At 51.7% G+C, this 23,861-nt stretch carries 26 protein-coding genes; 20 read left to right on the top strand and 6 right to left on the bottom strand.

From position 1 onward, the window contains the following. The first annotated feature begins 44 nt into the window (after positions 1-44). The 12 genes from P40081_RS06460 to P40081_RS06515 all read left to right on the top strand — a co-directional run bounded on the left by P40081_RS06460 (position 45) and on the right by P40081_RS06515 (position 13,563). Positions 45-608, top strand: a complete 564-nt coding sequence (locus P40081_RS06460) for a sigma-70 family RNA polymerase sigma factor (RefSeq protein ID WP_042134211.1) — start codon at positions 45-47, stop codon at positions 606-608. Continuing rightward, positions 605-1,504, top strand: coding sequence for a DUF4367 domain-containing protein (locus P40081_RS06465; RefSeq protein WP_042134213.1), 900 nt, complete (start codon positions 605-607; stop codon positions 1,502-1,504). The genes P40081_RS06460 and P40081_RS06465 overlap by 4 nt, the downstream gene beginning before the upstream one ends. Positions 1,505-1,803: 299 nt before the next feature. Then, positions 1,804-2,886: a LolA family protein gene (locus P40081_RS06470; protein WP_042134215.1), complete on the top strand. Its 1,083-nt coding sequence runs from the start codon at positions 1,804-1,806 to the stop codon at positions 2,884-2,886. A gap of 182 nt (positions 2,887-3,068) precedes the next feature. Then, on the top strand, positions 3,069-4,250 hold the full coding sequence (gene alr / locus P40081_RS06475; protein ID WP_042134217.1) for an alanine racemase: 1,182 nt from the start codon (positions 3,069-3,071) through the stop codon (positions 4,248-4,250). A 212-nt stretch (positions 4,251-4,462) separates the two neighbouring features. Continuing rightward, on the top strand, positions 4,463-4,744 hold the full coding sequence (locus P40081_RS06480; RefSeq protein ID WP_039307597.1) for a CopG family ribbon-helix-helix protein: 282 nt from the start codon (positions 4,463-4,465) through the stop codon (positions 4,742-4,744). Between the two features lie 3 nt (positions 4,745-4,747). Next, positions 4,748-5,098 (top strand): type II toxin-antitoxin system PemK/MazF family toxin, encoded by a 351-nt coding sequence (locus P40081_RS06485; protein WP_019913013.1) that lies wholly within the window; start codon positions 4,748-4,750, stop codon positions 5,096-5,098. Positions 5,099-5,378: 280 nt separating this feature from the next. Beyond that, the gene (locus P40081_RS06490) at positions 5,379-5,942 is read left to right on the top strand and encodes a TetR/AcrR family transcriptional regulator (RefSeq protein WP_256703760.1); all 564 of its coding nucleotides are present in this window, start codon (positions 5,379-5,381) and stop codon (positions 5,940-5,942) included. A 321-nt stretch (positions 5,943-6,263) separates the two neighbouring features. Next, positions 6,264-7,475 (top strand): MFS transporter, encoded by a 1,212-nt coding sequence (locus P40081_RS06495; protein ID WP_042134223.1) that lies wholly within the window; start codon positions 6,264-6,266, stop codon positions 7,473-7,475. A gap of 693 nt (positions 7,476-8,168) precedes the next feature. After that, on the top strand, positions 8,169-10,331 hold the full coding sequence (locus P40081_RS06500; RefSeq protein WP_179093432.1) for a Tex family protein: 2,163 nt from the start codon (positions 8,169-8,171) through the stop codon (positions 10,329-10,331). Positions 10,332-11,273: 942 nt separating this feature from the next. Beyond that, positions 11,274-12,188, top strand: coding sequence for a GNAT family N-acetyltransferase (locus P40081_RS06505; protein WP_231575298.1), 915 nt, complete (start codon positions 11,274-11,276; stop codon positions 12,186-12,188). 66 nt (positions 12,189-12,254) lie between these two features. Further along, positions 12,255-12,701: a GNAT family N-acetyltransferase gene (locus P40081_RS06510; RefSeq protein WP_081969845.1), complete on the top strand. Its 447-nt coding sequence runs from the start codon at positions 12,255-12,257 to the stop codon at positions 12,699-12,701. 106 nt (positions 12,702-12,807) lie between these two features. Further along, positions 12,808-13,563 carry a hypothetical protein gene (locus P40081_RS06515; RefSeq protein WP_052421698.1) on the top strand — a complete coding sequence of 252 codons (756 nt, stop codon included), beginning with the start codon at positions 12,808-12,810 and terminating at the stop codon, positions 13,561-13,563. A gap of 116 nt (positions 13,564-13,679) precedes the next feature. Here P40081_RS06515 and P40081_RS06520 read toward each other — a convergent pair whose 3' ends face one another. Beyond that, on the bottom strand, positions 13,680-14,654 hold the full coding sequence (locus tag P40081_RS06520; RefSeq protein ID WP_042134227.1) for an S-layer homology domain-containing protein: 975 nt from the start codon (positions 14,652-14,654) through the stop codon (positions 13,680-13,682). Between the two features lie 292 nt (positions 14,655-14,946). On the opposite strand from P40081_RS06520, the gene P40081_RS06525 reads away from it, so the two are divergent. The 4 genes from P40081_RS06525 (at position 14,947) to P40081_RS38280 (ending at position 18,058) form a co-directional block, all read left to right on the top strand. Then, the gene (locus P40081_RS06525) at positions 14,947-16,926 is read left to right on the top strand and encodes a GTP-binding protein (RefSeq protein ID WP_042134229.1); all 1,980 of its coding nucleotides are present in this window, start codon (positions 14,947-14,949) and stop codon (positions 16,924-16,926) included. 81 nt (positions 16,927-17,007) lie between these two features. Continuing rightward, positions 17,008-17,421 carry a hypothetical protein gene (locus tag P40081_RS06530; protein ID WP_042134231.1) on the top strand — a complete coding sequence of 138 codons (414 nt, stop codon included), beginning with the start codon at positions 17,008-17,010 and terminating at the stop codon, positions 17,419-17,421. A 113-nt stretch (positions 17,422-17,534) separates the two neighbouring features. Next, the gene (locus P40081_RS38275) at positions 17,535-17,726 is read left to right on the top strand and encodes a hypothetical protein (RefSeq protein ID WP_156118546.1); all 192 of its coding nucleotides are present in this window, start codon (positions 17,535-17,537) and stop codon (positions 17,724-17,726) included. 131 nt (positions 17,727-17,857) lie between these two features. Continuing rightward, positions 17,858-18,058 (top strand): hypothetical protein, encoded by a 201-nt coding sequence (locus P40081_RS38280; RefSeq protein WP_156118547.1) that lies wholly within the window; start codon positions 17,858-17,860, stop codon positions 18,056-18,058. A gap of 150 nt (positions 18,059-18,208) precedes the next feature. Here P40081_RS38280 and P40081_RS06535 read toward each other — a convergent pair whose 3' ends face one another. Both P40081_RS06535 and P40081_RS06540 read right to left on the bottom strand, forming a co-directional pair. After that, on the bottom strand, positions 18,209-19,207 hold the full coding sequence (locus P40081_RS06535; RefSeq protein WP_042134233.1) for an S-layer homology domain-containing protein: 999 nt from the start codon (positions 19,205-19,207) through the stop codon (positions 18,209-18,211). A 250-nt stretch (positions 19,208-19,457) separates the two neighbouring features. Beyond that, entirely contained in the window at positions 19,458-19,757 is a 300-nt protein-coding gene (locus tag P40081_RS06540) for a hypothetical protein (RefSeq protein ID WP_042134234.1), read from the bottom strand. 132 nt (positions 19,758-19,889) lie between these two features. Between P40081_RS06540 and P40081_RS38285 the strand changes: the two genes are divergently transcribed. Then, positions 19,890-20,063, top strand: coding sequence for a hypothetical protein (locus tag P40081_RS38285; RefSeq protein WP_042134236.1), 174 nt, complete (start codon positions 19,890-19,892; stop codon positions 20,061-20,063). Between the two features lie 290 nt (positions 20,064-20,353). After that, positions 20,354-21,487, top strand: coding sequence for a GGDEF domain-containing protein (locus P40081_RS06550; RefSeq protein ID WP_331281709.1), 1,134 nt, complete (start codon positions 20,354-20,356; stop codon positions 21,485-21,487). A gap of 3 nt (positions 21,488-21,490) precedes the next feature. Here the strand turns inward: P40081_RS06550 and P40081_RS06555 are convergent, their stop codons facing one another. Next, positions 21,491-22,066: a CGNR zinc finger domain-containing protein gene (locus P40081_RS06555; RefSeq protein WP_042134240.1), complete on the bottom strand. Its 576-nt coding sequence runs from the start codon at positions 22,064-22,066 to the stop codon at positions 21,491-21,493. Between the two features lie 182 nt (positions 22,067-22,248). Between P40081_RS06555 and P40081_RS06560 the strand changes: the two genes are divergently transcribed. Together P40081_RS06560 and P40081_RS38925 are read left to right on the top strand one after the other, a co-directional pair. Next, positions 22,249-22,743, top strand: a complete 495-nt coding sequence (locus tag P40081_RS06560; RefSeq protein ID WP_039296306.1) for a DinB family protein — start codon at positions 22,249-22,251, stop codon at positions 22,741-22,743. Between the two features lie 124 nt (positions 22,744-22,867). Next, on the top strand, positions 22,868-23,035 hold the full coding sequence (locus tag P40081_RS38925) for a hypothetical protein (protein ID WP_197074337.1): 168 nt from the start codon (positions 22,868-22,870) through the stop codon (positions 23,033-23,035). A gap of 113 nt (positions 23,036-23,148) precedes the next feature. On the opposite strand, the gene cmpA is transcribed toward P40081_RS38925, so the two are convergent. Both cmpA and P40081_RS06565 read right to left on the bottom strand, forming a co-directional pair. Then, positions 23,149-23,286: a cortex morphogenetic protein CmpA gene (gene cmpA, locus P40081_RS38290; protein ID WP_099052445.1), complete on the bottom strand. Its 138-nt coding sequence runs from the start codon at positions 23,284-23,286 to the stop codon at positions 23,149-23,151. A gap of 127 nt (positions 23,287-23,413) precedes the next feature. Beyond that, the gene (locus P40081_RS06565) at positions 23,414-23,773 is read right to left on the bottom strand and encodes a hypothetical protein (RefSeq protein WP_039296308.1); all 360 of its coding nucleotides are present in this window, start codon (positions 23,771-23,773) and stop codon (positions 23,414-23,416) included. Positions 23,774-23,861: the final 88 nt, after the last annotated feature.

Consider the following 23,861-nt stretch of genomic DNA (forward strand, 5'->3'; position numbering starts at 1 on the left):
TACTTGGCCAAGTAAATTCAGCCTGGAAGGGAGGGCATCTAAGGATGCAAGAGCGCGCATTGCTGCCTTTGATTCACGGAAGAGTTCAAGAAAAGACGGAAACCGAGCTGGAGTTCACAGCGGTTTTTGAAACCTACTATAAACGGATATTCAATTATATTGCCTACCGGGTGAACTGCCGTTATACCGCTGAAGACCTGGCCAGCCAGGTGTTCGAGAAGACATTGTCCAAGCTGCCCGGCTACTCTCCGGAGAAAGCTCCGCTGGAGGTATGGCTGTTCGCCATTGCCAGGAATGTAGTGAATGACTATTACAGAAGCCGCGCCAGGCACCGGTTCTTCTCATTGGATGCAATCCGGGAGCTGGTATCCGGCAAAAAGGAGCCTGAAGACCTGATTCTCGAAGGCGAGCGAAGTGACAGGCTCAAGCTGGCGCTGGATACGCTCAGTGAGAAGGAGCGGAATATCATCGCGCTGAAATTCGGGGCAGATCTGAAGAATACGGAAATTGCGCTGGTCACAGGAATGACGGAGAGCAACGTTGGGGTCATTCTCTATCGCAGTATGCGGAAACTGAAATCTGAAATAGGGAGTGTGGAAGGGCTATGAAGAACAAGCAGGAGACAGCGGATTCGCTTGAGCTGCTGGAGCTGGAACAATTTCTGGCACAGCAGGACTTTTCCCGGGACTCCGATAAGGCAGCCATTCTCCGCCAAGTGAGAAGCCGCTCATTACAGGAACAGGAGGAATTAAAGATGAATATTAAACAACGGTTTAGACGTCCGGCCATGATCGTGGCTTCCCTTCTGGTGGCAGGGATAGTAAGTGTTTCCTTCGTCAGACCTTCTTTCGCGGAGGAGATGCTGGAGAGGGTGCTAATGTCGGTAAATCTGGGACACATTGAGGTAAGTCAGATGGATGCGAGCGTTCCGCCGGTGTTCCCGGATGCCTGGAAGGGCAAAATATTTGATCAGGAAGGCAATCCGGTCAATTCCTTCCGCCCCATGCCGGAAGCCATCTTCAATGCAGCCGGTGAGGCCATAGTGGATTTTGACGGGGATCAACTGATTACACTGAGCGAGCAGGAGCAGCGGGAGAAAGAGGAGGCAGCGCATAAATTTGCTGTCAAGGAGCCTGCGGAGCTGGACAAATACGCCCTCTTCAAAGTAAAGCTGCCGGAATATCTGCCTGAGGGCTTCGCCTTCGACCATGGAGAATTCTTCAAGGGCGAGGAAGGCGTGAACGGTCAGGTTGTTGAATTATTCTTCTCCAGCAAGGAGAAGGGGAAGCGGATCTGGATGCAGCTGCGCCTGGCCAATGAGGACAACGCCTTTGCAATGTCGACAGAGGGTACGGTAGAGCAGGTGAAGATCAAGGGAACCGATGCGGTTCTAGTCAGTGGCAGAGGTCTGGACTGGGAAGCAAACGGAGTACTGTACGGCCTCAGCACCCGCGGCCTTGACCGGGCTGAGGTAATGAAGATCGCAGAGTCCATCAACTGGTAAGCAGGCAGGAGCAGAGAAGGGAACAGGTACCAGGAACAGGATGAATCACAGCACCAGACTGCAACCCCCGAGCGTAGCGGGGAACGCGGTCCGGTGCTTTTTGAAATAGCGTTTCTATTATATAAGAAGTAATAAGAGGAACCATACATAGATTGTAAGATTCCCGGGAGGCCGGAGCGGATTCGGGGCCGGATGAATACTTCTCCGCCTGCTTGTCATGCCCGTCTGCATATTGAGGCCAAGTCCTTCATAGACATGTACTAATCAATGCATTCAAAACAGGTTAAGGGGATGATGTCATGCGCCGGATAACATGGGTACTCGCGATCATTATGAGCGTGGCCTTAGTATTGACGGGGTGCGGGAAGAAGGATGCCGCCTCTGTGGTCAAGGATTTGAATAGTGTGTCTGACAAGCTGGAGAGTAAGCAGGGAGCTTATCAAGGCTCAGGCACGATGACCTTGTACACCGGGGAGCAGCCGCAGGAATACAAAGTGGAAGTGTGGTACAAGAATCCGTCCTACTACCGGATCAGCCTGTCCAATGTCCAGAAGGATGTGAAGCAGATTGTGCTGCGCAATGATGAGGGCGTATTCGTTCTGACACCAAGCCTCGGCAAAAGCTTCCGGTTCCAGAGCGACTGGCCGGACAGCCAGGGACAGGTATATCTGTACCAGACGCTGCTCAAGGGAATTGTCTCTGACAACAACCGCCAGTTCGTAGAGGACGGGGACAATTATGTGTTTGAGGTAGCAGCGAATTATCAGAGCAGCGCGCTGGTCCGCCAGAAGATCTGGCTCGCCAAAAAAACCTATGAACCAAAGCAGGTTCAGGTATCGGATTCCGAAGCCAAGGTTGTCGTTAACGTGACCTTCGACAGCTTCAAGTTTGATCCGGAATTCGCCGCAGATTCTTTTGATATGCAAAAGAATATGGCCACGGGCTCACCTTCGGAGAGCACTGTAGCTGAGGTGGATGAGAACGGTAATCCGGTAGTGGCGGAAGACGGGGAACAGGCCGTCCAGCCGGTTGCGGCAGAAATGGGTGACTTCGGAATCATCGAGCCGGATTATGTTCCGGCAGGCGTGAAGCTGAAGGATACGAACAAAATTGAAGGCAGCAAGGATCATGCGGTGCTTATCCGTTATGACGGCATCTACCAGTACACCATTATGGAAGCCCGTCCGCTGGACCGTGCGGTATCGCTGGCTCCAGGCAGTGTAATCGATCTCGGGTTCACTTGGGCACTTCTCAGCGGAGACGAGCAGCAGACATTGACCTGGATGAATGAGGGTGTCGAGTACCGGATCACGAGCGATAATCTGCCAGTTACGGAAATGATGCAAATTGCCGCTTCTATGGAGGAACAATCGGGTAAATAAATATCAGTAGGCGGATACTGCGCAACGTGGGAAATATTCCTCTACACGCAGTATCCGTTTTTTTGCTGGTTCTGCTCACATTGACAGGGGCCTTCTCTAAGCATTACCATTGCAGTAAGACCCCAAGTTCTATGCGATTTCAGCGTAGATGTTTTACTACAATGTAAGAAGGTGAACCTGAAGTGCAAGCAAGCTATCGACCGACAGTAGCCGAGATCAATCTGGATGATTTGCGTGCCAATTATGAGGCTTTCCGGGCGGCACTGCTGCCGGAGACCAAATTCATGGGATGCGTCAAAGGAAATGCGTACGGACACGGTGCCGTGGAAGTGACCCGGGAGCTGGAACGACTTGGAGCGGATTATGTTAGTGTCGCCTTTTTGGATGAGGCATTGGAGCTGCGTCAGGCGGGAATACTAATTCCTATTCTGGTGCTGGGCTACACCTCCCCTGAAGGAATAGCCGTTGCCTGGAAGAATAACGTTACCGTAACACTGTTCACACCGGAAGTACTGGAAGCTGTTAGAGCGCTTCCTGTAGAGAAGGAGCACCGGCTGAAGGTGCACATCAAGATTGACAGCGGGATGGGCAGGCTGGGATTATTACCGGCCGATGCACCTGCTTTCATTGCTGAAGTGCATTCAGTAGCGCAGGCGGAGCTGGAGGGCATGTTTACTCATTTTGCTAAGGCAGACGAACAGAACAAAAGCTATACACTGATGCAGCACCGACGTTTCATGAGCGTGGCGGAAACGCTTCGGGACATGGATATTAAGATCCCGATCATACATACGGGCAATAGCGCTACGGCCATTGATACACCTCTCTTATCCAGCAACATGGTGCGTGTAGGCATAAGCTTGTACGGATTCTATCCTTCAAGTGAGGTGAACCGCGAGCTGGTGGCTTTACACCCGGTAATGACGCTGAAGACGCAGGCTGTCTATATCAAGACCCTGCCGCCTGACTCAGGCATCAGCTACGGCACCCGGTATTTCACGGACAGCGATGAGGTTATCGCTACGCTTCCCGTGGGATACGCTGACGGATATTCCCGCATGCTAACGGGCAAAGCGGAGGTGCTAATACGCGGACGCCGCGTTCCTGTCGTCGGAACAATCTGCATGGACCAGTGTATGGTATCACTCAAATCTTTCGCTGAAGAAGCGGAACAAATCAAAGCTGGCGAAGAGGTTGTACTCATCGGCCGCCAGGGAGCCGTGTCGATCACGGCAGACGAACTGGCGCTCCATCTTGGGACGATTCACTACGAAGTCATCTGTATGCTGGCTCACCGGGTGCCCCGCGTATATGTACGCGAAGGCATGTTACCCAACCTCGTGAATCCCTTGCTGCAGACTTGAAGCCCGGATCAGGGGACCTTGTGCAGGAATTGAAAATAAGGACTAACCCGTATAGAGCGTGTGACTTATAGTCTATACGAACCGCCATTTCTAGTTTATAATGGGATGCAGCATACTTGATATACTGGCGGCATATATTCCTTGTATAAAATTCCTTGTATATTGTAACACTGGAACACAAGGGCAGAAGGTTTGTGGGGGTGGAAGAGAAGGTGGCCAATTTGCAGAACACCAAAAGAATCATGATCAGCTTGCCCGATCATCTCTTGCAGGAAGTGGATGGGATCGTTCAATTGGAGAACTCTAACCGTAGTGAATTGATCAGGCAGGCCATGAAGCTGTACTTGACCGAACGGAGGAAACGTACCATCCGGGAGTCGATGCAGCGGGGATACATGGAAATGGCTAAGATTAATTTGACCATGGCAAGCGAGGCCTTTCTCGCAGAGGAAGATGCAGACAGTACTCTTGGCCGCTTAGTAAGCGGGGTGTAAATATTGATTGTTAAACGCGGCGACGTTTTTTTTGCCGACCTTTCACCGGTCGTGGGTTCAGAGCAAGGCGGAGTTAGGCCGGTACTGGTCATTCAGAACGACATTGGCAATCGCTTCAGCCCGACTGTAATCGTGGCAGCTATCACTGCCCAGATCCAGAAGGCCAAACTGCCGACGCATGTGGAGATTGATGCGGCTGCCCATGGCTTTGACCGGGATTCCGTTATATTGCTGGAGCAGGTTCGGACCATTGACAAACAACGCTTAACCGATAAGATCACCCACCTGGACGATGAGACCATGAAGCTGGTGGATGATTCGCTGCAAATCAGCCTGGGTCTGATTGACTTCTGAACCTTATAGGGCTATGACATCAATAATTGTACTAAAAGGCATGCCGGAGATTGTATCCGGTATGCCTTTTTTACAAGGATAAGAATGAATACGTTCGGGGTCAACGGAAAGTAGCGGAGTAATGCTTGAAGATAATGCCCCGCTGTGTGGGTTATTTGGCAGTTCCACCGGGTGTTGTGCAAGGGCTTGACCTTATGTTACAATTAGACCGGTCAGTCGGTCTATAGGGGGGATACATATCAAAGGACGCTCGGATGGAGAAGAAACCAAGAACCGTATTCTGCAGAATGCTTCACATTTGTTCGCGCATAAGGGTTATGGTGCGGTAAGTATGAATGAAGTCTGCATAACTGCCAAGGTCAGCAAGGGCAGCCTGTATCACCATTTTCCCAGCAAGGATGAACTGTTCCTGTATGTGGTGGAGGATGATACCCAGAAGTGGCTCTGTGAGTGGGAGGAGCTGCGGAGCAAGATCACCGGGACGGAAGCCAGGCTGTTCGCGCTGGGAGATCATTACGCGAATGACTTCCAGAATCCGCTGATTCATGCACTTGAGGAATACGCCAGATCCCGTACGCTTACCGATGATATGCGCCAGCGGCTCTCGCAGATCTACGAATCTGCTTCACAGGCCTGCCGTGACCTGCTTCAGGAGGGTATGGATTCCGGATATCTGATTCCAGGCAACCTGGACAACTATGTGACCATCGTCAGCGGGATGCTGGAAGGGATCGGCAGGGTCAGCGAGATTACAGCACTCGCCAAGGGGCCTGAGGATATCAGGGAATATTACCGCGGGGCCATTCAGCTGCTGCTTCAAGGACTGCGTACCCGGGAGAGCTGAACGGTAAACGGGATTTTTAATCCACAAGCAGAAACGGCTAAGCTTCATTCATAGGAGCTTATGCTTCCGAGGCATCGATATTGCATATCGCTTTCAGGCTGTTTCTGCGTGAAAGCTAGGGATAATTTTTTGCGTTGCGAAGTGTATAAATTATTATATTTTAAATAGACCGGATGGTCGGTCTTGTCCACGGCGTTATGCAAGCAGCTGTACCCGCGCCGTTATGAGTTCTTCGCCCGTTAATGGGAGAGACTGTTATTACATGAAATGAAGCACACCTGGAGCCTGAAGATTTGCCCGGGAATTACGGAGGGATTTACAATGTCATTATTACTAAGAAACCGGGGCGCGATGCTGCTCCTGATGTTGAATATATTTTTGGCGTTCACGGGAATTGGTCTAGTTGTCCCTATTATGCCGACCTACATGAATGAGCTGGGCATTGGCGGGAGTGTTGTCGGACTGCTGGTGGCCGCTTTTGCCCTGACGCAGCTGCTGGTATCACCGTTTGCCGGGAACTGGTCGGACCGGATGGGCCGCAAAAAAATCATTATCGCCGGACTAATTGTCTTTGCCTTGTCGGAGCTGCTCTTTGGTCTGGCTAATGTGCCTTGGCTGCTCTTCGTATCCAGAATGCTCGGCGGTGCGGGTGCGGCGATGATTATGCCGGCGGTTATGGCTTATGTTGCCGATACGACCTCTTCTGAAGAACGCGCCAAAGGTATGGGCTTGATCAATGCGGCCATTACTACGGGATTCATCATCGGGCCGGGAATTGGCGGATATTTGGCTGAGCTCGGCATCCGGGTACCCTTTTTCGTCGCTGCCGGAGCGGCTGCCGTTGTCGCACTCATTACTTTTGCCGTTCTGCCGGAATCACTGTCTGCGGAGAAGCGTGATGTAGCGAAGTCTGATGAGGGTAACAAGGAGAATCTGGGAATGCAGATGCTGCGCTCTTACCGCGAGCCTTATTTCTTCGGTCTGGTGATCATATTCGTGCTCTCCTTCGGGCTGGCTAATTATGATACAGTGTTCGGGCTGTTTGTGGATCATAAGTTCGGGTTCACCCCCAAGGATATTGCGTTCGTCCTGACGTTCGGTTCCATCGCGGGTGCGGTGGTTCAGGTTACGGTGTTTAGCTGGATTTTGAACCGTTTCGGCGAAAATAGAGTGATCTCCATCTGTCTGCTCATTGCCGGACTGTCTATCTTCCTCACGCTGTTCGTTCACGGGTTCGCAGCTATTGTTGCAGTGACCTTCATCGTATTCTTGGCGATGGATATTCTCCGCCCCGCCGTCGGTACGCAGCTCTCCAAGATGGCGGATGAATCGCAGCAGGGGTTTGTCATGGGGATGAACTCTGCCTACACCAGTCTGGGCAATATTGCCGGCCCGATTGTTGCCGGAATCCTGTTCGATATGGATGTGAATTTCCCATATGCGGCGGCTGCGCTCGTCATGGTGCTCTGCTTCCTCATGTCGCTGAGTTACGGGCGGCGGAAACGGAGCCGGCGGAGTGCGGTGATGCGGTAAATGGAGGGGAAGGTTGGTTACCTATACAACCATGTCCAAGCGTTAGAGGTTATGAATCGGCTATACTGTCCCGCGAGGGACGGTGTAGCCGTTTTTTGTATAACTCCGCTGGGGCGGGTAAAGACACCGGAAACCTCCTCATTAGCCAGGGGATGCTGCAGGGGGGCAGGGAGTTGGATTTGTTCCACTTGCTCATAAGTGGAGAAGCCCCTCTGAAACAGCAGTTGGAAAAACAGCACTTAATATAAGGCATATTAGCCAAAGTTGAGGAAGTGCATGGAATTAAATGACGTTTATCCAACTAAAACACTCGAATGCTCCAAAACAGCTAAAATAAGATACGTTTATCCAGCTATTGTTGCAGAGCGGGTGGGTGCCTGAGGGAACCTTAAACGGGAAAGGTAAAGGTATGCAAGGTAGGGTCCAATTAACTTTGGTAAGCTGTATATTTCGCCTTCCGGGCGGAATATGCTTTGGGGTCCCCGTAAATCTGCTGAGTTATCACCCGGTTGGTAGCTTGCGTTGCGGGGGTACTTTACCGTGCCAAACTTTGGTCCTGCGGCAAACTGTGATAGTATTTTAGTAGAGAGTTATGAACTCAGACTGCGTATAGAAAGAGGGATATACTTGAGCGTTGATACTAATGGGGCGGGTAAAGCGGCGGAAGATGCGGCTGCCCGCCAGGAGCAGGAACTGATTACTGCAGCAATTGCGAAGGAACTGGGCATTAGCCTGAAGCAGGTACGGACTACGGTGGGGCTGCTGGATGAGGGCAACACAATTCCGTTTATCGCCCGGTACCGCAAGGAAATGACCGGAGAGCTGGATGAGAACGCGCTGCGCGATATCGAAGAACGGCTTGGATATCTGCGCAACCTCGGCGAGCGGAAGAAGGATGTCATCCGCAGCATTGAGGAGCAGGGCAAGCTGACCCCGGAGCTGCAGGCGCAGATCATGAAGGCTGTGAAGCTGCAGGAAGTGGAGGACTTGTACCGTCCGTTCAAGCAAAAGCGCAAGACACGGGCCAGTGTTGCCAAGGAGAAGGGGCTGGAGCCGCTTGCCGATTGGATCATGGAGCAGCGCCGCCAGGGCCATCCTTATGAAGAAGCGGCGAAATATATAGATGCGGATAAAGGTGTAGACAGTGCGGAGCTTGCTGTCCAAGGGGCAATGGATATTATTGCCGAGAATATTGCCGATGATCCGGCCATCCGTTCCTGGGTGCGCCAGTATACGGCAAGCCAGGGGATTCTGGTCTCTGAAGCGAAGGATGCGGAGCAGGAGAGCGTATATGAGAATTACTATTCCTACCGTGAGCCTGTGCACAAAATGCCGCCGCACCGTATTCTGGCTATCAACCGCGGGGAGCGGGAGAATGTGCTGAAGGTCGGCATTGAGATTATTGCCGACAAGATTCACGCTTTCATTATCCGCAAGCTGGTGAAGGGTCCGTCCCCGGTCAAAGAGCTGCTCGAAGCTGTGACCGAGGATGCCTACAAACGGCTGATCGCACCTTCCGTCGAGCGCGAGGTGCGCGGGGAGATGACGGAAAAAGGCGAGGCGCAAGCGATTTCCATCTTCTCCGGAAATCTGCGCAGCCTGCTGCTGCAGCCGCCGGTGAAGGGCCGCCATGTGCTGGGCGTAGACCCGGCCTACCGCACCGGCTGCAAGCTGGCCGTTGTGGACGATACCGGCAAGCTGCTGGAGGTAGCGGTCACATATCCGACGCCGCCGAACAACAAGAAGAAAGAGGCGGCGGCCAAGTTCAAAGAGCTGATTGCCAAATATGGCATCCAGCTCATCGTAATCGGCAACGGCACCGGCTCGCGGGAGACGGAGCAGTTCACGGCCGAGGTCATTGCCGAGGTCGGGAATCCTGAGCTGGCCTACCTGATCGTTAACGAGGCAGGGGCCAGCGTGTATTCGGCCTCCAAGCTGGCGCAGGAGGAGTTCCCGGATCTGGATGTGGCGGAGCGCAGCGCCGCCTCCATCGCCCGCCGCGTGCAGGACCCGCTCGCGGAGCTGGTGAAGATCGACCCGAAGGCGATCGGTGTCGGGCAATACCAGCATGATGTGTCACAGAAGCATCTGGAAGAGAGCCTTAAGGGCGTCGTAGAGTCGGCGGTTAACCACGTCGGTGTCGACGTGAATACCGCTTCGGCCTCGCTGCTGTCCTATGTGGCGGGAGTCAATGCGACGATCGCCAAGAATATTGTGAAGTTCCGCGAGGAGAACGGCAAGTTCGCCACGCGCAAGGCACTGCAGAAGGTGCCGCGCCTGGGCGCGAAATCCTACGAGCAGTGCATCGGCTTCCTGCGTATCCCCGGAGGGGATAACACGCTGGACCGTACGCCGATCCACCCGGAATCCTATCCGGTGGTCGACCGGCTGTTCCGCGAGCTGGGCCTCGATGTGGAGAAGCTCGGCAGCAAGGAAGTAGCCCAGCAGCTGGAGGTGCAGGATGCCGCCGAGCTGGCTGTGAAGCTGGATGTCGGCGTGCCTACGCTGCGCGACATCCTGGAGAGTCTGCAGCGCCCGGGCCGCGATCCGCGCGAGGAGCTGCCGCTGCCGATCTTCCGCACGGATGTGCTGAAGATCGAGGACCTGGTTCCCGGCATGGAGATGCAGGGAACCGTCCGCAACGTGATCGATTTCGGCGCGTTCGTCGATATCGGCATCAAGAACGACGGGCTGGTCCATATCTCCCAGCTGAGCGGCAGCTTCGTGAAGCACCCGATGGACGTGGTCTCCGTGGGAGACAATGTCACCGTCTGGGTGATGGGGGTCGACCTGAAGAAGGGCCGCGTCAGCCTGACCATGCGCCAGCCGCGCGAGGCGGGCGGCAGCGTGAAGTAGGGCCAGCGGTATCGCTGGCAGGTTGAAGCAAGGGCAGACGGTATACGAGGCTGGCTATGCGAGAAGTCAGACCGGCGCTGCAAGCTGGGCGGCAGCGTGAAGCAGGCCGGCTACATCGTCTGGCAGGTTGAAGCAAGGGCAGACGGTATACGAGGCTGGCCATGCGAGAAGTCAGAGCAGCGAAATAGGTGGCCTGCAGCGCGAAATAGGGCCAAGAAGCAGTCGCCGGGGCCGGCACAGACTCGTGGCACAAGGGAAGCCGGGCCCATTGGGCCGGGCTTGCCGAACACGCGGAAACTGACCCGTCTGAGCTCTGTTGCACGAACTGTTGCGGACTCAGATGACCCTATTTTGCGGAAATCAGCGTTTTGATCGTGGTTGCGGACTCAAAGGCCTCTATTTCATGGCTCGAGGCCTGCTGGCATGCCCGAAAGATCAAATAGCGTCTTCTGAGTCCGCAAGGGGAGCAGAACAGGCTATTTTCGCAAAATAACGTCTCTGGAGTCCGCAAGGAAGAATGCCGACATGTACACTGGAGTGGAGCACCCGGGCAACTGGATCTTGGATAGTCACTATGGAGCTCCAGCAAACTAACCTGTTAATAATGACCAGCCCGCGAATACAGCAGCAGAAGAAACGAATACGAAGCACCACGGCTAATGACCAATCAAGACAGAATAAGACCCAAATCAGCATCAACCCAAGAACAACCCAAGAACAACCCAAGAACAACCCAAGAACAACCCAAGAACAACCCATATGACCAGCCGGACGGCTGCGCTTCCTTGACCAGGACGGCGCAGCCGTTTTTTGGCAACCCCAAATAGCAGATGTAACGCTCCGGGCCAAGCTGCGGTAGAGAATAGTTATAATTGTTAATGATCTTAATCCCTCTTCCACACAGTGTTATGATGAACAAAAACAGAAGGTGGCGGACCGGTATTGAGCAATAGAGTGATCAGGAATTTCGGACAGAACGATATGGCGGCGCTTGGGGAAATGTATGCGCGGGTGTCGGCACAGGAGGATGTGCTTTTTTGGTGGGTAGGGGAGGAGAGCAATTGGGAGAATGTAATCTGTGCCTTTGAAGGGGACAAAATGGTGGCCAAAGGCCAGCTGCAGATCTTCAATGTGGTTCCCCCGGGACGTCTGCCTGGAAGCAAACATAAGATTTTTGTGAACCTGAAAACACTGCCTGGGCGTGAACAGGATACCGGACTGCTGGATGGTGTCTACTCCCTTCTGCTGGAACGGGCGCATGAACTGAAGGGGACACTGCCCCGGGAATACGGAACGGTTCTGTGTACGGGGAATTACGCCGCGGAGGAGAGCTGCAACTCGTATTTTGGACAGCATCTGGGTTACCTGCCGCATAGCCGGCTATATACGCTCCACCGTGACTTGAACGAACCTATACCTGTGGTTGAGCTTGCGGCAGGTCTTGAATCAGCGTGGGTTCAGTTGGATTCACCGGAGCAGAGAGAAGCTTATCTGGAACTGGAGGCGGAGATCTGGCCGGATACCCCGCTGGGCGTGGAACGTCTGCTGGAGTATCAGGAGCATCCGCTTTGGACATCGGCTGTTGTACTGGATGAAGGCAAGGTGGCCGGCAGTCTGATGGTCTGGCAGGAGGATAAGAACGGCATTATCGAGGACGTGTTTGTCCGTGAGCCATGGAGAAGACGCGGGATCGCCAAGGCCCTGCTGGTCCACGCCCTGGCGTATCTGAAGGAGCACGGGCTGGAGCAGGCGCAGCTTATCGCCATGACCACCAATGAATCGGCACTGTCCCTGTACGCATCAGTGGGTTTCCAAACGGGACGGCAGGAGATCAGATTGTATACGGAGCTGGATTAATAATCACTTAAGATGAATTCCTCTACACAGTGATATCCGCGCAGTGAAAGTTGGGAGGAAGTTCGTATGGCAGTTGAATTAAAGCCAGTGTGTATTAATAATTGGTATGAATGCACCCAGCTTACGGTTAAGCCGGAACAGCTTAATATTTTTCCTGCACCTGTGGTGTATTGGATTGCCGAATCTAAATATGTGCATGAATTTGAATTGCGTGCGATTTACTCAGAAGAGGTCCCAGTCGGATTTCTCGTATTTTGCACACAACCGGACAAGGATGATAACTATTGGATTCCTGCCCTAATGATTGATCACAAGCATCAAGGCAAAGGGTATGGCAAGGCTGCAATGGAAACATTGATTCAGTTCATGAGTAATTCCAGTTGTACAAGAATCATGATTGGACACCGGCCAGACAATCTGATTGCGGGAAGAATGTATGAAGCTTTAGGGTTTCTAAAAGCCAGTGAAGAAGTAATCGACGGTGAAATCGTTCGTCTGCTGCAAATCTGTTAACTAGCCCCCTCCCACCGCTTGCCTCCCCAAGTGACAGGCGCCTTGCAACTATATCTTGCCGGGCAGCGTCTACAAGGGTAAGAATGGCAGCATGAGGAGGGATATCATGTATAAGGCAAGATCAATTGGATTCGCCGCGTTGACGGCCGGAATGTTAATGCTTGCAGCCTGCAACCCAGCGCCGGAAGCGGAGCCGGGGACCACATCCACACCGGAGCAGACTCAGACCTCTGCCCCGGCGACTACTGCGGCCGTACCATCACCATCTGCATCCCCGGCAACGGTTGCTCCAAGTCCTGCGGCTACGGAACCAACTCCGGTAGCGGAAGACCCCGGGCCGCCGGAGGAAGGCACACCGCCTACAGCGCTGGAAGCGGCAACTACAGTAATGCGGGCGCTGAAGAGCGGGAATATGGAGACGCTCGCCTCGTGGGTACACCGGGACAGAGGGGTCCGCTTCTCCCCTTACGCTTATGTTGATGTTGATAAAGACATTGTGTTAAGCCAGGAAGAGCTGAAAGCTGCAATGCAAGATCCGGTAAAGCGTGAATGGCGTGAGTTCGCCGGTACCGGAGAGCTGATTAAGCTGACCTTTGCGGACTATTATAAGCGGTTTGTGTACGATGCGGATTTTTCCGGTAAATCTGAAGTTGCACTGAATCAGGGCTTGGGCCAAGGGACAACTCTAAATAATCTCAATGAGGTGTATCCCAAGGAGACCCATGACTTCGTAGAATATCATATCGCCGGTATCGATCCTTCCTTAGAGGGCATGGATTGGCGCAGCCTGCGGCTGGTCTTCGAGAAGAATGGCCAGGACCATATTCTTGTAGGGATCATTCATGATCAGTGGACACCTTAACGTAAGGACTGAAAGCGCCAGCCAGTTATTAGTAAAATCGCAAAAAGCCGCATCCCTTGGTTATCCCAACGGCGATGCGGCTTCTTTTGACGAATATGCGTTTATAAATTTCTCACTTACATCCCTGCGGAAGAAGCGGCAGCAGAAGCCGAACCTGTTACGGATTTGGCTACCGCTGTATACCCTTCAGGCAGGTAAGTCACCGCTGAGGCGGTAGAGATGACCTGCAGATTCATGGAACCGGAAGGCGGCGCAGTCACTTTGAAGTAGATCACTGCTGTTTGGTTAGCGCCGAATTCAATCCGCTCAATCGACAGGCCGTAACCTGAGGTAGGCAGATTCTCAACTGTGACAGTGGCTTTGTTTACACCAGTAGCCGCTTTTTCCAGTGTAACCGCTGCTTCATAGTCATTAACCGGAGCAGTGGCGCTGTCATCCGGAGTGATTACCTCTTTGGCGAATTTGGCTGCGTCATAGATTAGGACAGCGGCTTCCGCACGGGTAACCGGTTCATTCGGACGGAAGGTGTTGTTCTTCTCCAGCGTGATCAGGCGGGTATTGACCAGAATCTGCAGACTGTTCATCTCCGCTGTAGACAGCTTGCCGCCATCCGTGATATTCGCATACATCAGCGTAACCGGGAAATTCCCTTTACTCTGCAGCGCCTGGGTCAGCAAATGAGCGAACTGGATCCGCGTCATTGCCGCGTTGGGGTCGATGGACTTGTCCAGAGACAATCCGCTCTGCTTGGCAGCCACGAATGCGGAGGCATACCATGCGTTATCTTTTACCTTGTCGAAGTAATCGCTGGCTTTGCTGCCGGTTGTATTCTGTGGGGACAGCTTAAGGCCGCTGACGATGAACTGCAGGCCTTGGGCGTAAGTCAGCTTGGATTTCGGTGCGAACATATCACTGGTAATTCCGTTAATGATGCCATTTTGATGGAGTGCATTGATTTTGGATTCGGCAGCATTGCCCTTCAGATCCGAAAAGGCAGAAGCCGATGCTCCGAATGATACTGTTGCTGCCAGAATGCTGCACGCTAGAGTGATTTTTGTAGCGCGCTTCTGGAATGATGATTTATTCTTCATTGTGCCTCACCTCTTATACTCTTAGATGGCCAAAGGGGCCGAAATGTTGCAGGCAGTTCTGTATAAGCTGAAAAAATTGTTGTTGGGCTGAGTAATGTGCGTCTGTCACCAAGTAACCTAATTGCAGAAGGCGCATTGTTGTTAGTATCAGCAGACCGCGGGGCCGTCATCCGGGAAAGTGCTTACCGATTGAACATTAGCGGCATTTGGCTGTACACTTGAAGTAGAATCAGTAAACGGATTCAAACACTATCAGGCATTCATACATTCGGCTTATGACAGGAGAACATAGATGATTCAGCAGCAGAGGGTTGAACGGATCAACGTGGGGATTTTTGCTCATGTAGATGCGGGGAAGACGACGACGACGGAGCATATATTATATGAGAGCGGGCGGATTCGCGCACTTGGCAGTGTCGACAGCGGAACGGCGTTGACGGATTCCATGGAGGTGGAGCGGCAGCGGGGGATTTCTGTGCGGGCGGCTCTGGCTTCATTTACGTGGCAAGGAGTGCAGATCAACTTGGTCGATACCCCGGGACATGTGGATTTCCTGTCCGAGGTGGAGCGCAGCTTGCGGGTGATGGATTGTGCGGTATTGATCCTGTCAGCAGTGGAGGGCGTGCAGGCACAGAGTGAGATGATCTGGAATGCGCTGCGCAAGCTGGAAATTCCGACGCTCATCTTCGTGAATAAAATGGACCGGATCGGCGCTGATCCAGCCGCTGTGCTAACTCAGGCGCGGACCTATCTGTCCGGGGATATTGTGCCTGTGCAGCAGCCCTTATATAGGGAACGGGAATACATAGGGGCGGCGGATTTGTGGAGTGAAGGTGCGGACGCGGCGGCGCGGACAGAACTGCTGGAAGCGCTCGCGGAGCGGGACGAGGAACTGCTGGAGCTGTATATGGCGGGCGGTGCGGCAGAACTGGCGCAGTGGAAAAGAGAGCTGGCCGTTCGGACGGCCGCAGGAAGAATGTATCCGCTGGTGTATGGCGTAGCGGCCAAAGGTCTCGGTGTCACGGCGCTGCTCGATGCCATGACCCAGTATTTCCCCCGCGCGGGCGGGGATGCGGAGCAGCCGGTGTCCGGCATCGTGTACAACATCCAGCGTGACAAAAGCATGGGCCGCATGGCCTTCGTGCGCCTCTATCAAGGAACTATCCGCAACCGGGACACGGTGATGAATTATACGCAGGAGGTTCAGGGCAAGGTGACGCAGATCCGCAAGGTCGAAGGCGGACGCACCGAGGATGTGGGGGCGCTGGAAGCGGGTGACATCGCTGTAGTCTATGGGCTGTCTGGCGTGCGGATCGGCGATGTACTGGGCCAACCGGAGGCCATTCCGCAGGAGGCGAAGCTTGCCGTGCCGCTGCTAACCGTACGTGTCTTCTGGGGAGCGGATGCCGACGATCATAAGGTGATTGCCGCATTTCAGGAGCTGGCCGACGAGGACCCGCTGCTGGATACCCAGTGGCTGCAGGAGGAGCGGGAGTTGCATATCAAGGTGATGGGGCCGATCCAGCTGGAGATTCTGGATAGTGTATTGCAGGAGCGATTCGGGCTGAAGGTTACCTTCGGCCAGCCGTCGGTGATCTACCGGGAAACGCCAAGCCGCGCAGGTGAAGGCTACGTTGCGTACCTGATGCCGAAGCCGTGCTGGGCGATTCTGAGGTTCCAGATAGAGCCGGGGCCGCCGGGCAGCGGCCTCGTCTATGAATCATTGGTGCGCAGCTCCGATCTGCTGCCGCAATACCAGAATGAGACGGCCCGCCGCGTGCCGGAGGCGCTGCAGCAGGGTCTGCGCGGGTGGGAGGTCACCGACCTCAAGATCACACTGGTGGAGGGGAACCACCATGTGTGGCATACCCATCCGCTGGATTTTGCCGTGGCTACGCCCATGGCCATCATGGATGGGCTGGCCCATACCGGCACCAGCCTGCTGGAGCCGATCCTGCTGGTGCGCATCGTCGTGCCTGAGGAGAACGGCGGCCGCGTGATGAACGACCTCGTGCAGATGCGCGGCATCTTCGAGCCGCCCGTGCTGCAGGGCGATCGGATGATCATCGAAGGCAGGCTGCCGCTGGCAACCTCGCTAGATTATCCTGTGACCTTAAGCTCCTACACGAAGGGGCGGAGCACGTTTACTTCCTTTTTTGCCGGCTATGAACCGTGCCCGCCGGACGTCACTGCCGAGCGTACCCGCCGGGGCGTGAATCCGCTGGATCAGGCGAAGTATATTCTGAGCGTGCGGAAGGCGCTGCAGGGGTAGGATGGGTAAAGAAATAGGCAGGGCATGAGAATCAGTAGCATAGTATAACGAGAGAAGCAGCAATGGAGAGGAGAGAACCGCATGTTCAGAAGCCTGAAGCGGCGAATCGACAATGCGAACCAAATGCAGCGAATGCGCAACGAGAATCCAGAGGAGTTCCGGCGGGCACTGGAGAAGCATACCCGTGAACAGCTAGCCGCTGATAACACTCCCCCGGTACAATCCGGACCAGCTATCCGAATTGCCCGCTGGTTTCTGTATTTGCTGACCGCGCTCATCCTACTGGTCATATTCCTTGGTGTGCCCCAGGCGGATAACCCCATATTTTCACTGCTTAGCTTCGGCCTGTTGCTGTCTCTCCTGTATATGGCGGCTGGTCTGGCCCATCCCTCTATTGTATTTTTCCGGAAAAAACGTTCCCGAATGTTTGCACTCGAACTGTTCGGGCTGATCAGCGGTTTGCTGATTCTTCTGATGACGGTTTTTCATACGTAGGAGGGAATTAGATTCAATATAAAAAACCAATATTTTCGAACTGTTCATTACTGCTTTTTAGTAATGAAACCTCCATTTGGAATAATTCGTATGTTTTATGGGGGGTGGCCATTATGAACCAAGAAAGCTTAACTTGTAAAGCTTGTGGAAGCACTACCTTTACTAAAGGTGAAGTGAACGCTGTGGATGCTAGAGTAATGCCGATTGGTAAAACATTTTCTTTTGGTTCTCCGGTTATTTACACATTCTGCAAAAAATGTGGGGAAGTAGCCTCAATTAGAATTAAAAATCCCGATAAATTTTGAACTCTAAAACGAGCTCCTTTAGAATCCGCTAGTAAGTGGTCTGCTTTTTACTGGCCTCCTCGTACTGCGTATTACTTAATCACTTTGTGTTAAATATATTTTAGATTTTGGTAATTTTGTTTTAGAGAGGAATGAATGAAGTGAAAATATCTGCCCGAGCAGGTTTTATCACTATGTCTTTAGTATTTGTAATAACCATCATAACAAAGAGCTTTCGAGTGATTTTTTCATCTTCAGTACTTGATAAATCACTAAATATTGTAGTAATTGTTCTTCTTTCTGGTTTTGTTGGCGCCTTAATAAGAGAATTGCTTCTTCCAAAAGAGAAATAGGTTACTATAGCTAGATGAAAGTAGTCCTTCGCAATATGCGTCTACTGTTTAACATGGAATGCGTGAAATGAAAAACAGATCATGTCCCTGAATGCAGGCATGATCTGTTTTTCATTTGCTTGTAACCTTACAATAAGTCTTTATCAAGAATCACTCAACATCGGTTGCCGGCTGCAGCCAACGCGAACCCATTACAGGCTCTGCTGTAGCAGTGTAGCCTTCGGGCAGATAAGTGGAGACCGTCCCTTTGGTGATGACTTGCGGGTACATCATATCCGGATCGGGCAGGGTTATTTTGAAGTAGATCACTGCTTTGGTGGGACTGGTGAATTCGATGCGCTCTACCGCCAGGCCGTAGCCGGGATTAGGCAGATTATCGACGGTGATGGTGGCTTTATTGATGCCTTCAGCAGCTTTTTCCAGGACAACATTGGAAACGTAGTTATTAACCGGAACTGGTTCTGGTTCAGAAGGCTCAATTACTGTATCGTCTTGGTTGATGGCCCGTGCTGCAAATTCAGCGGCATCATGAACCATAACAGCAGCCTCGGAGCGGGTGATGATATCGGCCGGGCGGAATTTTCCGTTGTCCAGCGTAATAACCTTCGTGTTCAGCAGTATCTGCAGGCTGTTCATAACATCGGAAGAGAGCTTGTCGCCATCCTCGACCATGAAATACATTTCGGTAACCGGGAAATCACCCTTGCTCTGCAAGGCTTCGGTTAACAGATGAGCGAATTCTGCGCGGGTCAGGTTTGCGTTCGGATTGGCATTCTGTGCCAGAGTCAAACCGCTCTGCTTGGCGGTCAGGAATGAGGAGGCATACCAGGCATTGTCTTTTACATTGTCAAAAAAACTGCTGGCCGTAGAAGAATTGCTGCCCGTATCTGTCTGTGGCGTCAGCGCCAGCCCTTTGACGAGAAATTGAACACCTTGCGCCAGGGTTACTTTAGCGTTGGGAGCAAAAAGGTCGCTGGTTATACCGTTAATCACACCGGCGTCATGCAGCGCATTGATTTTGGTTTCGGCAGAATGTCCGTTCAGATCAGAAAAGGCAAAAGCGGATGCTCCAAACGACAAGCTGGCAGCCAGGATTCCGCACGCGATGCTCATTTTTTTTGCGCGCTTTATAATATTAGTTGTTCTCATTGTGCATCACCTCTACCTATTAAGATGGCTTTTAGGTGAGAAATGTTGCACCCGGCGAAGAAAAATTCCTGTATGCGTATGCATTGAGAGCAAAGAACTGAAATTATGAAAGTTGAAATGGGGGAAAGCTGTTTTTGTTGTTAGTGTAAAACTGTCGGGATCTTAATGTGGAAATATGAGGATATACTAATGTGGAAAAAAGGGAATGATGCTGTAGTAGGCCAATTACGAACTTTTCTGTTCTAAGGAATTATTGAAGATTATTTTGAGGTGACTCATTGGGTAGAAGAGTGTTGAGATTCATTCCATCTTTTAAGCCTTGCTTGTACATTAGCGTTTCTGAAATACTTTGGAGTAGAACGGTACTAGTCTCATAATGTTGTAGACGAAGTTGGCAGTCTTGGGGAAGCAAGGAAATCAACTCTACAAACAACTGATTGCATTCGTAAATTAAATGCTTATAGTCATCAGAATTAGATAGTATAGAACTTCCTATATACTCCATACGTATGGAAAGAAACTTGTTAAAGGCATGCTCCACATCTGTCATGTATGCTCCCCCGATAAAAAATATGATATAGCTAAAATTATAAGGTGACATCACTTAGGTGTCAATGTGAATCTATGAACGTTATTTTCACAATGATAGAATAATGACATCACTTTTAGGGAGTACAAACATATGGCAACTGATAAAAGAGTATTTACTTTACGTTTAAAAGATGATAATTTCAACAAAATTAAATATATCGCAGATAAAAATAAGCGGTCTATTGCTATGCAGATCGAATACTTGATCGAGCAACACATAGCAGATTTTGAAAAAGAAAAAGGAAAGATTGGGACGGAAGAATAAAGCATGTTTGGAAGAAGTAATGGCCTCCAGAACTCACAATTTGGATGGTCATTTTTTATTTGCTTTTTGATATCCCGCCTATGAAATTCCTAGCTCCTTCGTACCTTAGAATTTGTCAGACACACAAGGCTCCACTAGGGCTGACATTCGTAACTTCCCTCACTATATGTAGACGCATTAACCCCCAAAAAAATCAGTACATATCCCGTAAGTGAGTATCGTACCCGGGGCAAATCATGTTAAAATAATAGAAATGTGTTGATCAAATCTACATGCAGCGGGTGAATGGTTTGAGATTAAGAGATTTCATGGGCCCCTCGGATACTTCCGCACAGCGGCAGGCCAAGTGGATCAAGCGTTTTTTGCGTACCTATTGGCTCGTAATTGCTCTGCATTTTGCTGCGCAGCTCTGGGCTTTTTTATTTCTTTCATATCCAATGGGCCCGCATGAATTTTATTATGATGTCCTGCTCTATCCGACGCTGCTGATGAGTGCGGTTGTCGGGGGGACCCAGTTCGTTGATGCAATTGCGCCAAAATATTCCTTTGTCCTGCTGTTTGTGTCCGGGACCATTATTGCCATGATGATTATCCATCTGAATATGGATATCCGGATTATCGGGGCGCTGATGCTGCTGCCGATTTTTGCTTCAGCGATCTTTTTCCGGCTGGATCTGACCTTATTTACGTCTGCCCTGCAGGCGGCTGCGTTCTTCATTCTCTACCGCTGGGATTACTGGTTCAAATATTATCTGAATGATTTCGATCTGATTGCCATTCCGCTATTTCTGCTGGTGGGCACGCTGGTAGCCAGCATTATTATTATTAACGGGCGGGAGCTGGCGAGTGATCTGGAAGCGACACTGACGGCCAAGCAGAATCTGATGATCGAGAACGCGGTGATCCGCAAGCTGTCCACTACGGATGCGCTGACCGGCCTGTACAATCATATCTCCTTCCACGAGTTCTACGACAAAGCGCTGGAGTACGGGAATCAAGGTGCGCCGTTTCATCTGGCCTTGATTGATATTGACAATTTCAAGCGGATTAACGATAAATACGGCCACCGTACCGGTGATGCAGTGCTGGCGCGGGTCGCCAAGGTGATTAAAGATAATATCACTCCAACGGATATTGCCTCACGTTATGGGGGCGAGGAATTTGCGATTCTTTTTTTTGAGAAGACCTATGAAGAAGCCTACGAGCTGGCAGACAGGGTACGTCAGCAACTGTCGGAGACTCTACATGAAGAGTTGGAGAATACTGCAGTGACCGTCAGTATCGGACTCAAAAGCTACTCCGAAGGAGCCACCAAAGAACAGTTGTTTGAGGAAGTGGATGAACTGCTCTATACTGCCAAAAAATCCGGCAAAAACACAACATTGACTCCGCTTCAGCAGACCCGGCATTTGCAGTCTGTCTAAATGCTAGTCCGGCAGATTTCCTTCATCCTCCGCAGCCTTCTTGCGCGCCCGGAACCGTCTGACCTTCATCAGGTTCCCGCAGAGCTTGTCGTCGCAGTAGCGCTTCGAGCGGTTGCGGGTATCGTCGTAATAGACCCAGAGACAATCGGGATTTCCGCAAATCCGGAAACGGGAGGCTTCCTTCTCCAGTAGTGCTTCGGCAAAAGAGGCCGCTATCTCCGCCATAATCTGCTCCCAGTCTGTACGCTGGGGAAGCAATGAAATCCCGGCTTCGCCGCCGGTACCCCAGACTACTTTCCGCAGAACAGGCCCGTTACCCATATATTGATTCAGCTGTTCCAGCAGAGCGCTTTCCGTAGGTTGTCCCTGCACCAGCCGTTGTACCTCGTCCCATAATAATCCGCGCAGCTGCTTCAGCCGCTCCAGTTCAACCGGCAGAATCGGTCCTGCCGCAGGTAATTTCTGTGCCGCCAGCCATTCTGCCAGCCACTCCGGTTCATCCAGCCTATCCCGGTCCTTGCTCCGGTCGCCTGTCCGCCAATTCCGCCAGTAGCTGTTAATGAAATCCTCCCACAGCAAGCTGCATCTTTCCTTTCACCACGATGTTTCCTTTGATTGTAACAGTTAAAAATAAGTTTTGCTAGTTACTTGAAGCGCTCCGGCAAATATGCTACATTTCTAATGTAACCGTTATTTTGGTTGTTTAATCGTTACCAAAGTCAGAGAAGAGGATGTTCCATATAACTTTAGGAGGGTGAAATATGCAAAATAAGATTAGCGATGTTCTGGTGGAGAACTGGGATTATGTGATGGATGTTGAGGATTGGCAGCCGCCGCTTAAAGACGCGCTTGAAGGGGTGACTAGTGAACAGGCAAGCTGGAAGCCGGAGGGGGCAGCGGGCAATTCCATCTGGGAGACCGTCAATCATCTGACTTATTATAAGGAACGTCTGCTGCGCAAGCTTAAGGGTCTGGAGAAATTGCCTGATCTTGAGAGCAATGATGCTACGTTTACGGTAACGGAGAGCGGGGAAGAGGCGTGGAACCAGGCAGTTGCGAAGCTGAAGTCTGTTCATGCCTCTTTGCGGGAGATTATTGTGGCCCTGGAGGAAGGCGCTTATGAATGGGGCGGCTCCGGGCATGCGCCGGGCGAAGAAGTGATGAGTCTGATTCTGCATGATTCCTATCATACAGGACAGATCGTACTGGTCCGTAAGCTGCAGGGCTCCTGGCCGGGCCAACGCAGCTTTGACTAAAAGCTGATTTCCTGTAGAAACGGACGCTGTCCCTTAGGGCGGTGCCCGTTTCTTTTTGTTTCAGTCTGAAATACGGGGGTTAATGGATGACATACAGCTAACGAACCGAGAGGAGAGATTGAAGATGGAACCGAATTACAAGGACAGAAGTGTTGAAGTAGAACGGACAGAGGTGCACAAGAAATCGGATTCCAGTCTCGTCGCATCCACCTTTATTAAATATGCCGCATATATCATCATCATTTTTGGACTGCTGTTCTTCCTGGTGAAATATGTATTCCCGATGTTCTAAGCAACAGAATCCGGCCGGGATATATATGTTAAAGGGAGTGCCCCACAGCCATGAATTCTACGGCTGCACGGGCACTCCCTTTTGGCGTTTGCGGATATAATGCGGAATAATACCTATACGTCTTTGGTGATGAATTCACGGGTTTCGGCAGAATTCCGGTAAAAGAACCAGCATTCATTCAGCAGTTTGATCTGACGGCGGTCTTTCTTGAAATAAGCCTTCATGAGCTGTTGGCAAAGCCACTGCGGCAAGGGTACCCCTCCTCTGGCATGCATCCTATGTACAGATAGCATATGGGGAAGGCCGCCCAAAGGTGCGGCAGCAGCATTCATTTACATGTGGTAATTAGCCTTACAGCTCCATCCATACAACTGCCAGCTACTGCACACTTTCCTCTTCCTCTTCATACCATTGCTCAAGCTGGGCCTGCAGCGCGCGGATTTCCGTTAATAGCGAGATCAGCGGATACTCAGTCTCTTGTATAGAGGCAAAAGCATTTTCCAGACGGTTGATATATGCCAGCCCGGACTCCAGGTGATGCTCCTCACGCAGCAGCTCCAGGGAATCGCACTCGGCAATCGCCCGCGGCAGACCGGGTACATTCTCCGCAGTCAGCTTGTCAATTTCTTTATTCAGGCGAAGATTGAGGGCGCTCAGCTGGTAAGCATACTCCTCCGGCATCTCCACGAACTGCAGTTCCTGATCCTGCTGCAAAATTACATACCGCATTTTCGGCATAACTCATTCTCCCTCCGGACTTGTCTTCCTTCTTGACAGTGTAGCCTATGGGCAAGTTACAATTCAAGTAGAGATCTTATTTCCTTAA

The sequence above is a fragment of the Paenibacillus sp. FSL P4-0081 genome, assembly GCF_000758565.1.
GTDB lineage: Bacteria > Bacillota > Bacilli > Paenibacillales > Paenibacillaceae > Paenibacillus_AQ > Paenibacillus_AQ phytohabitans.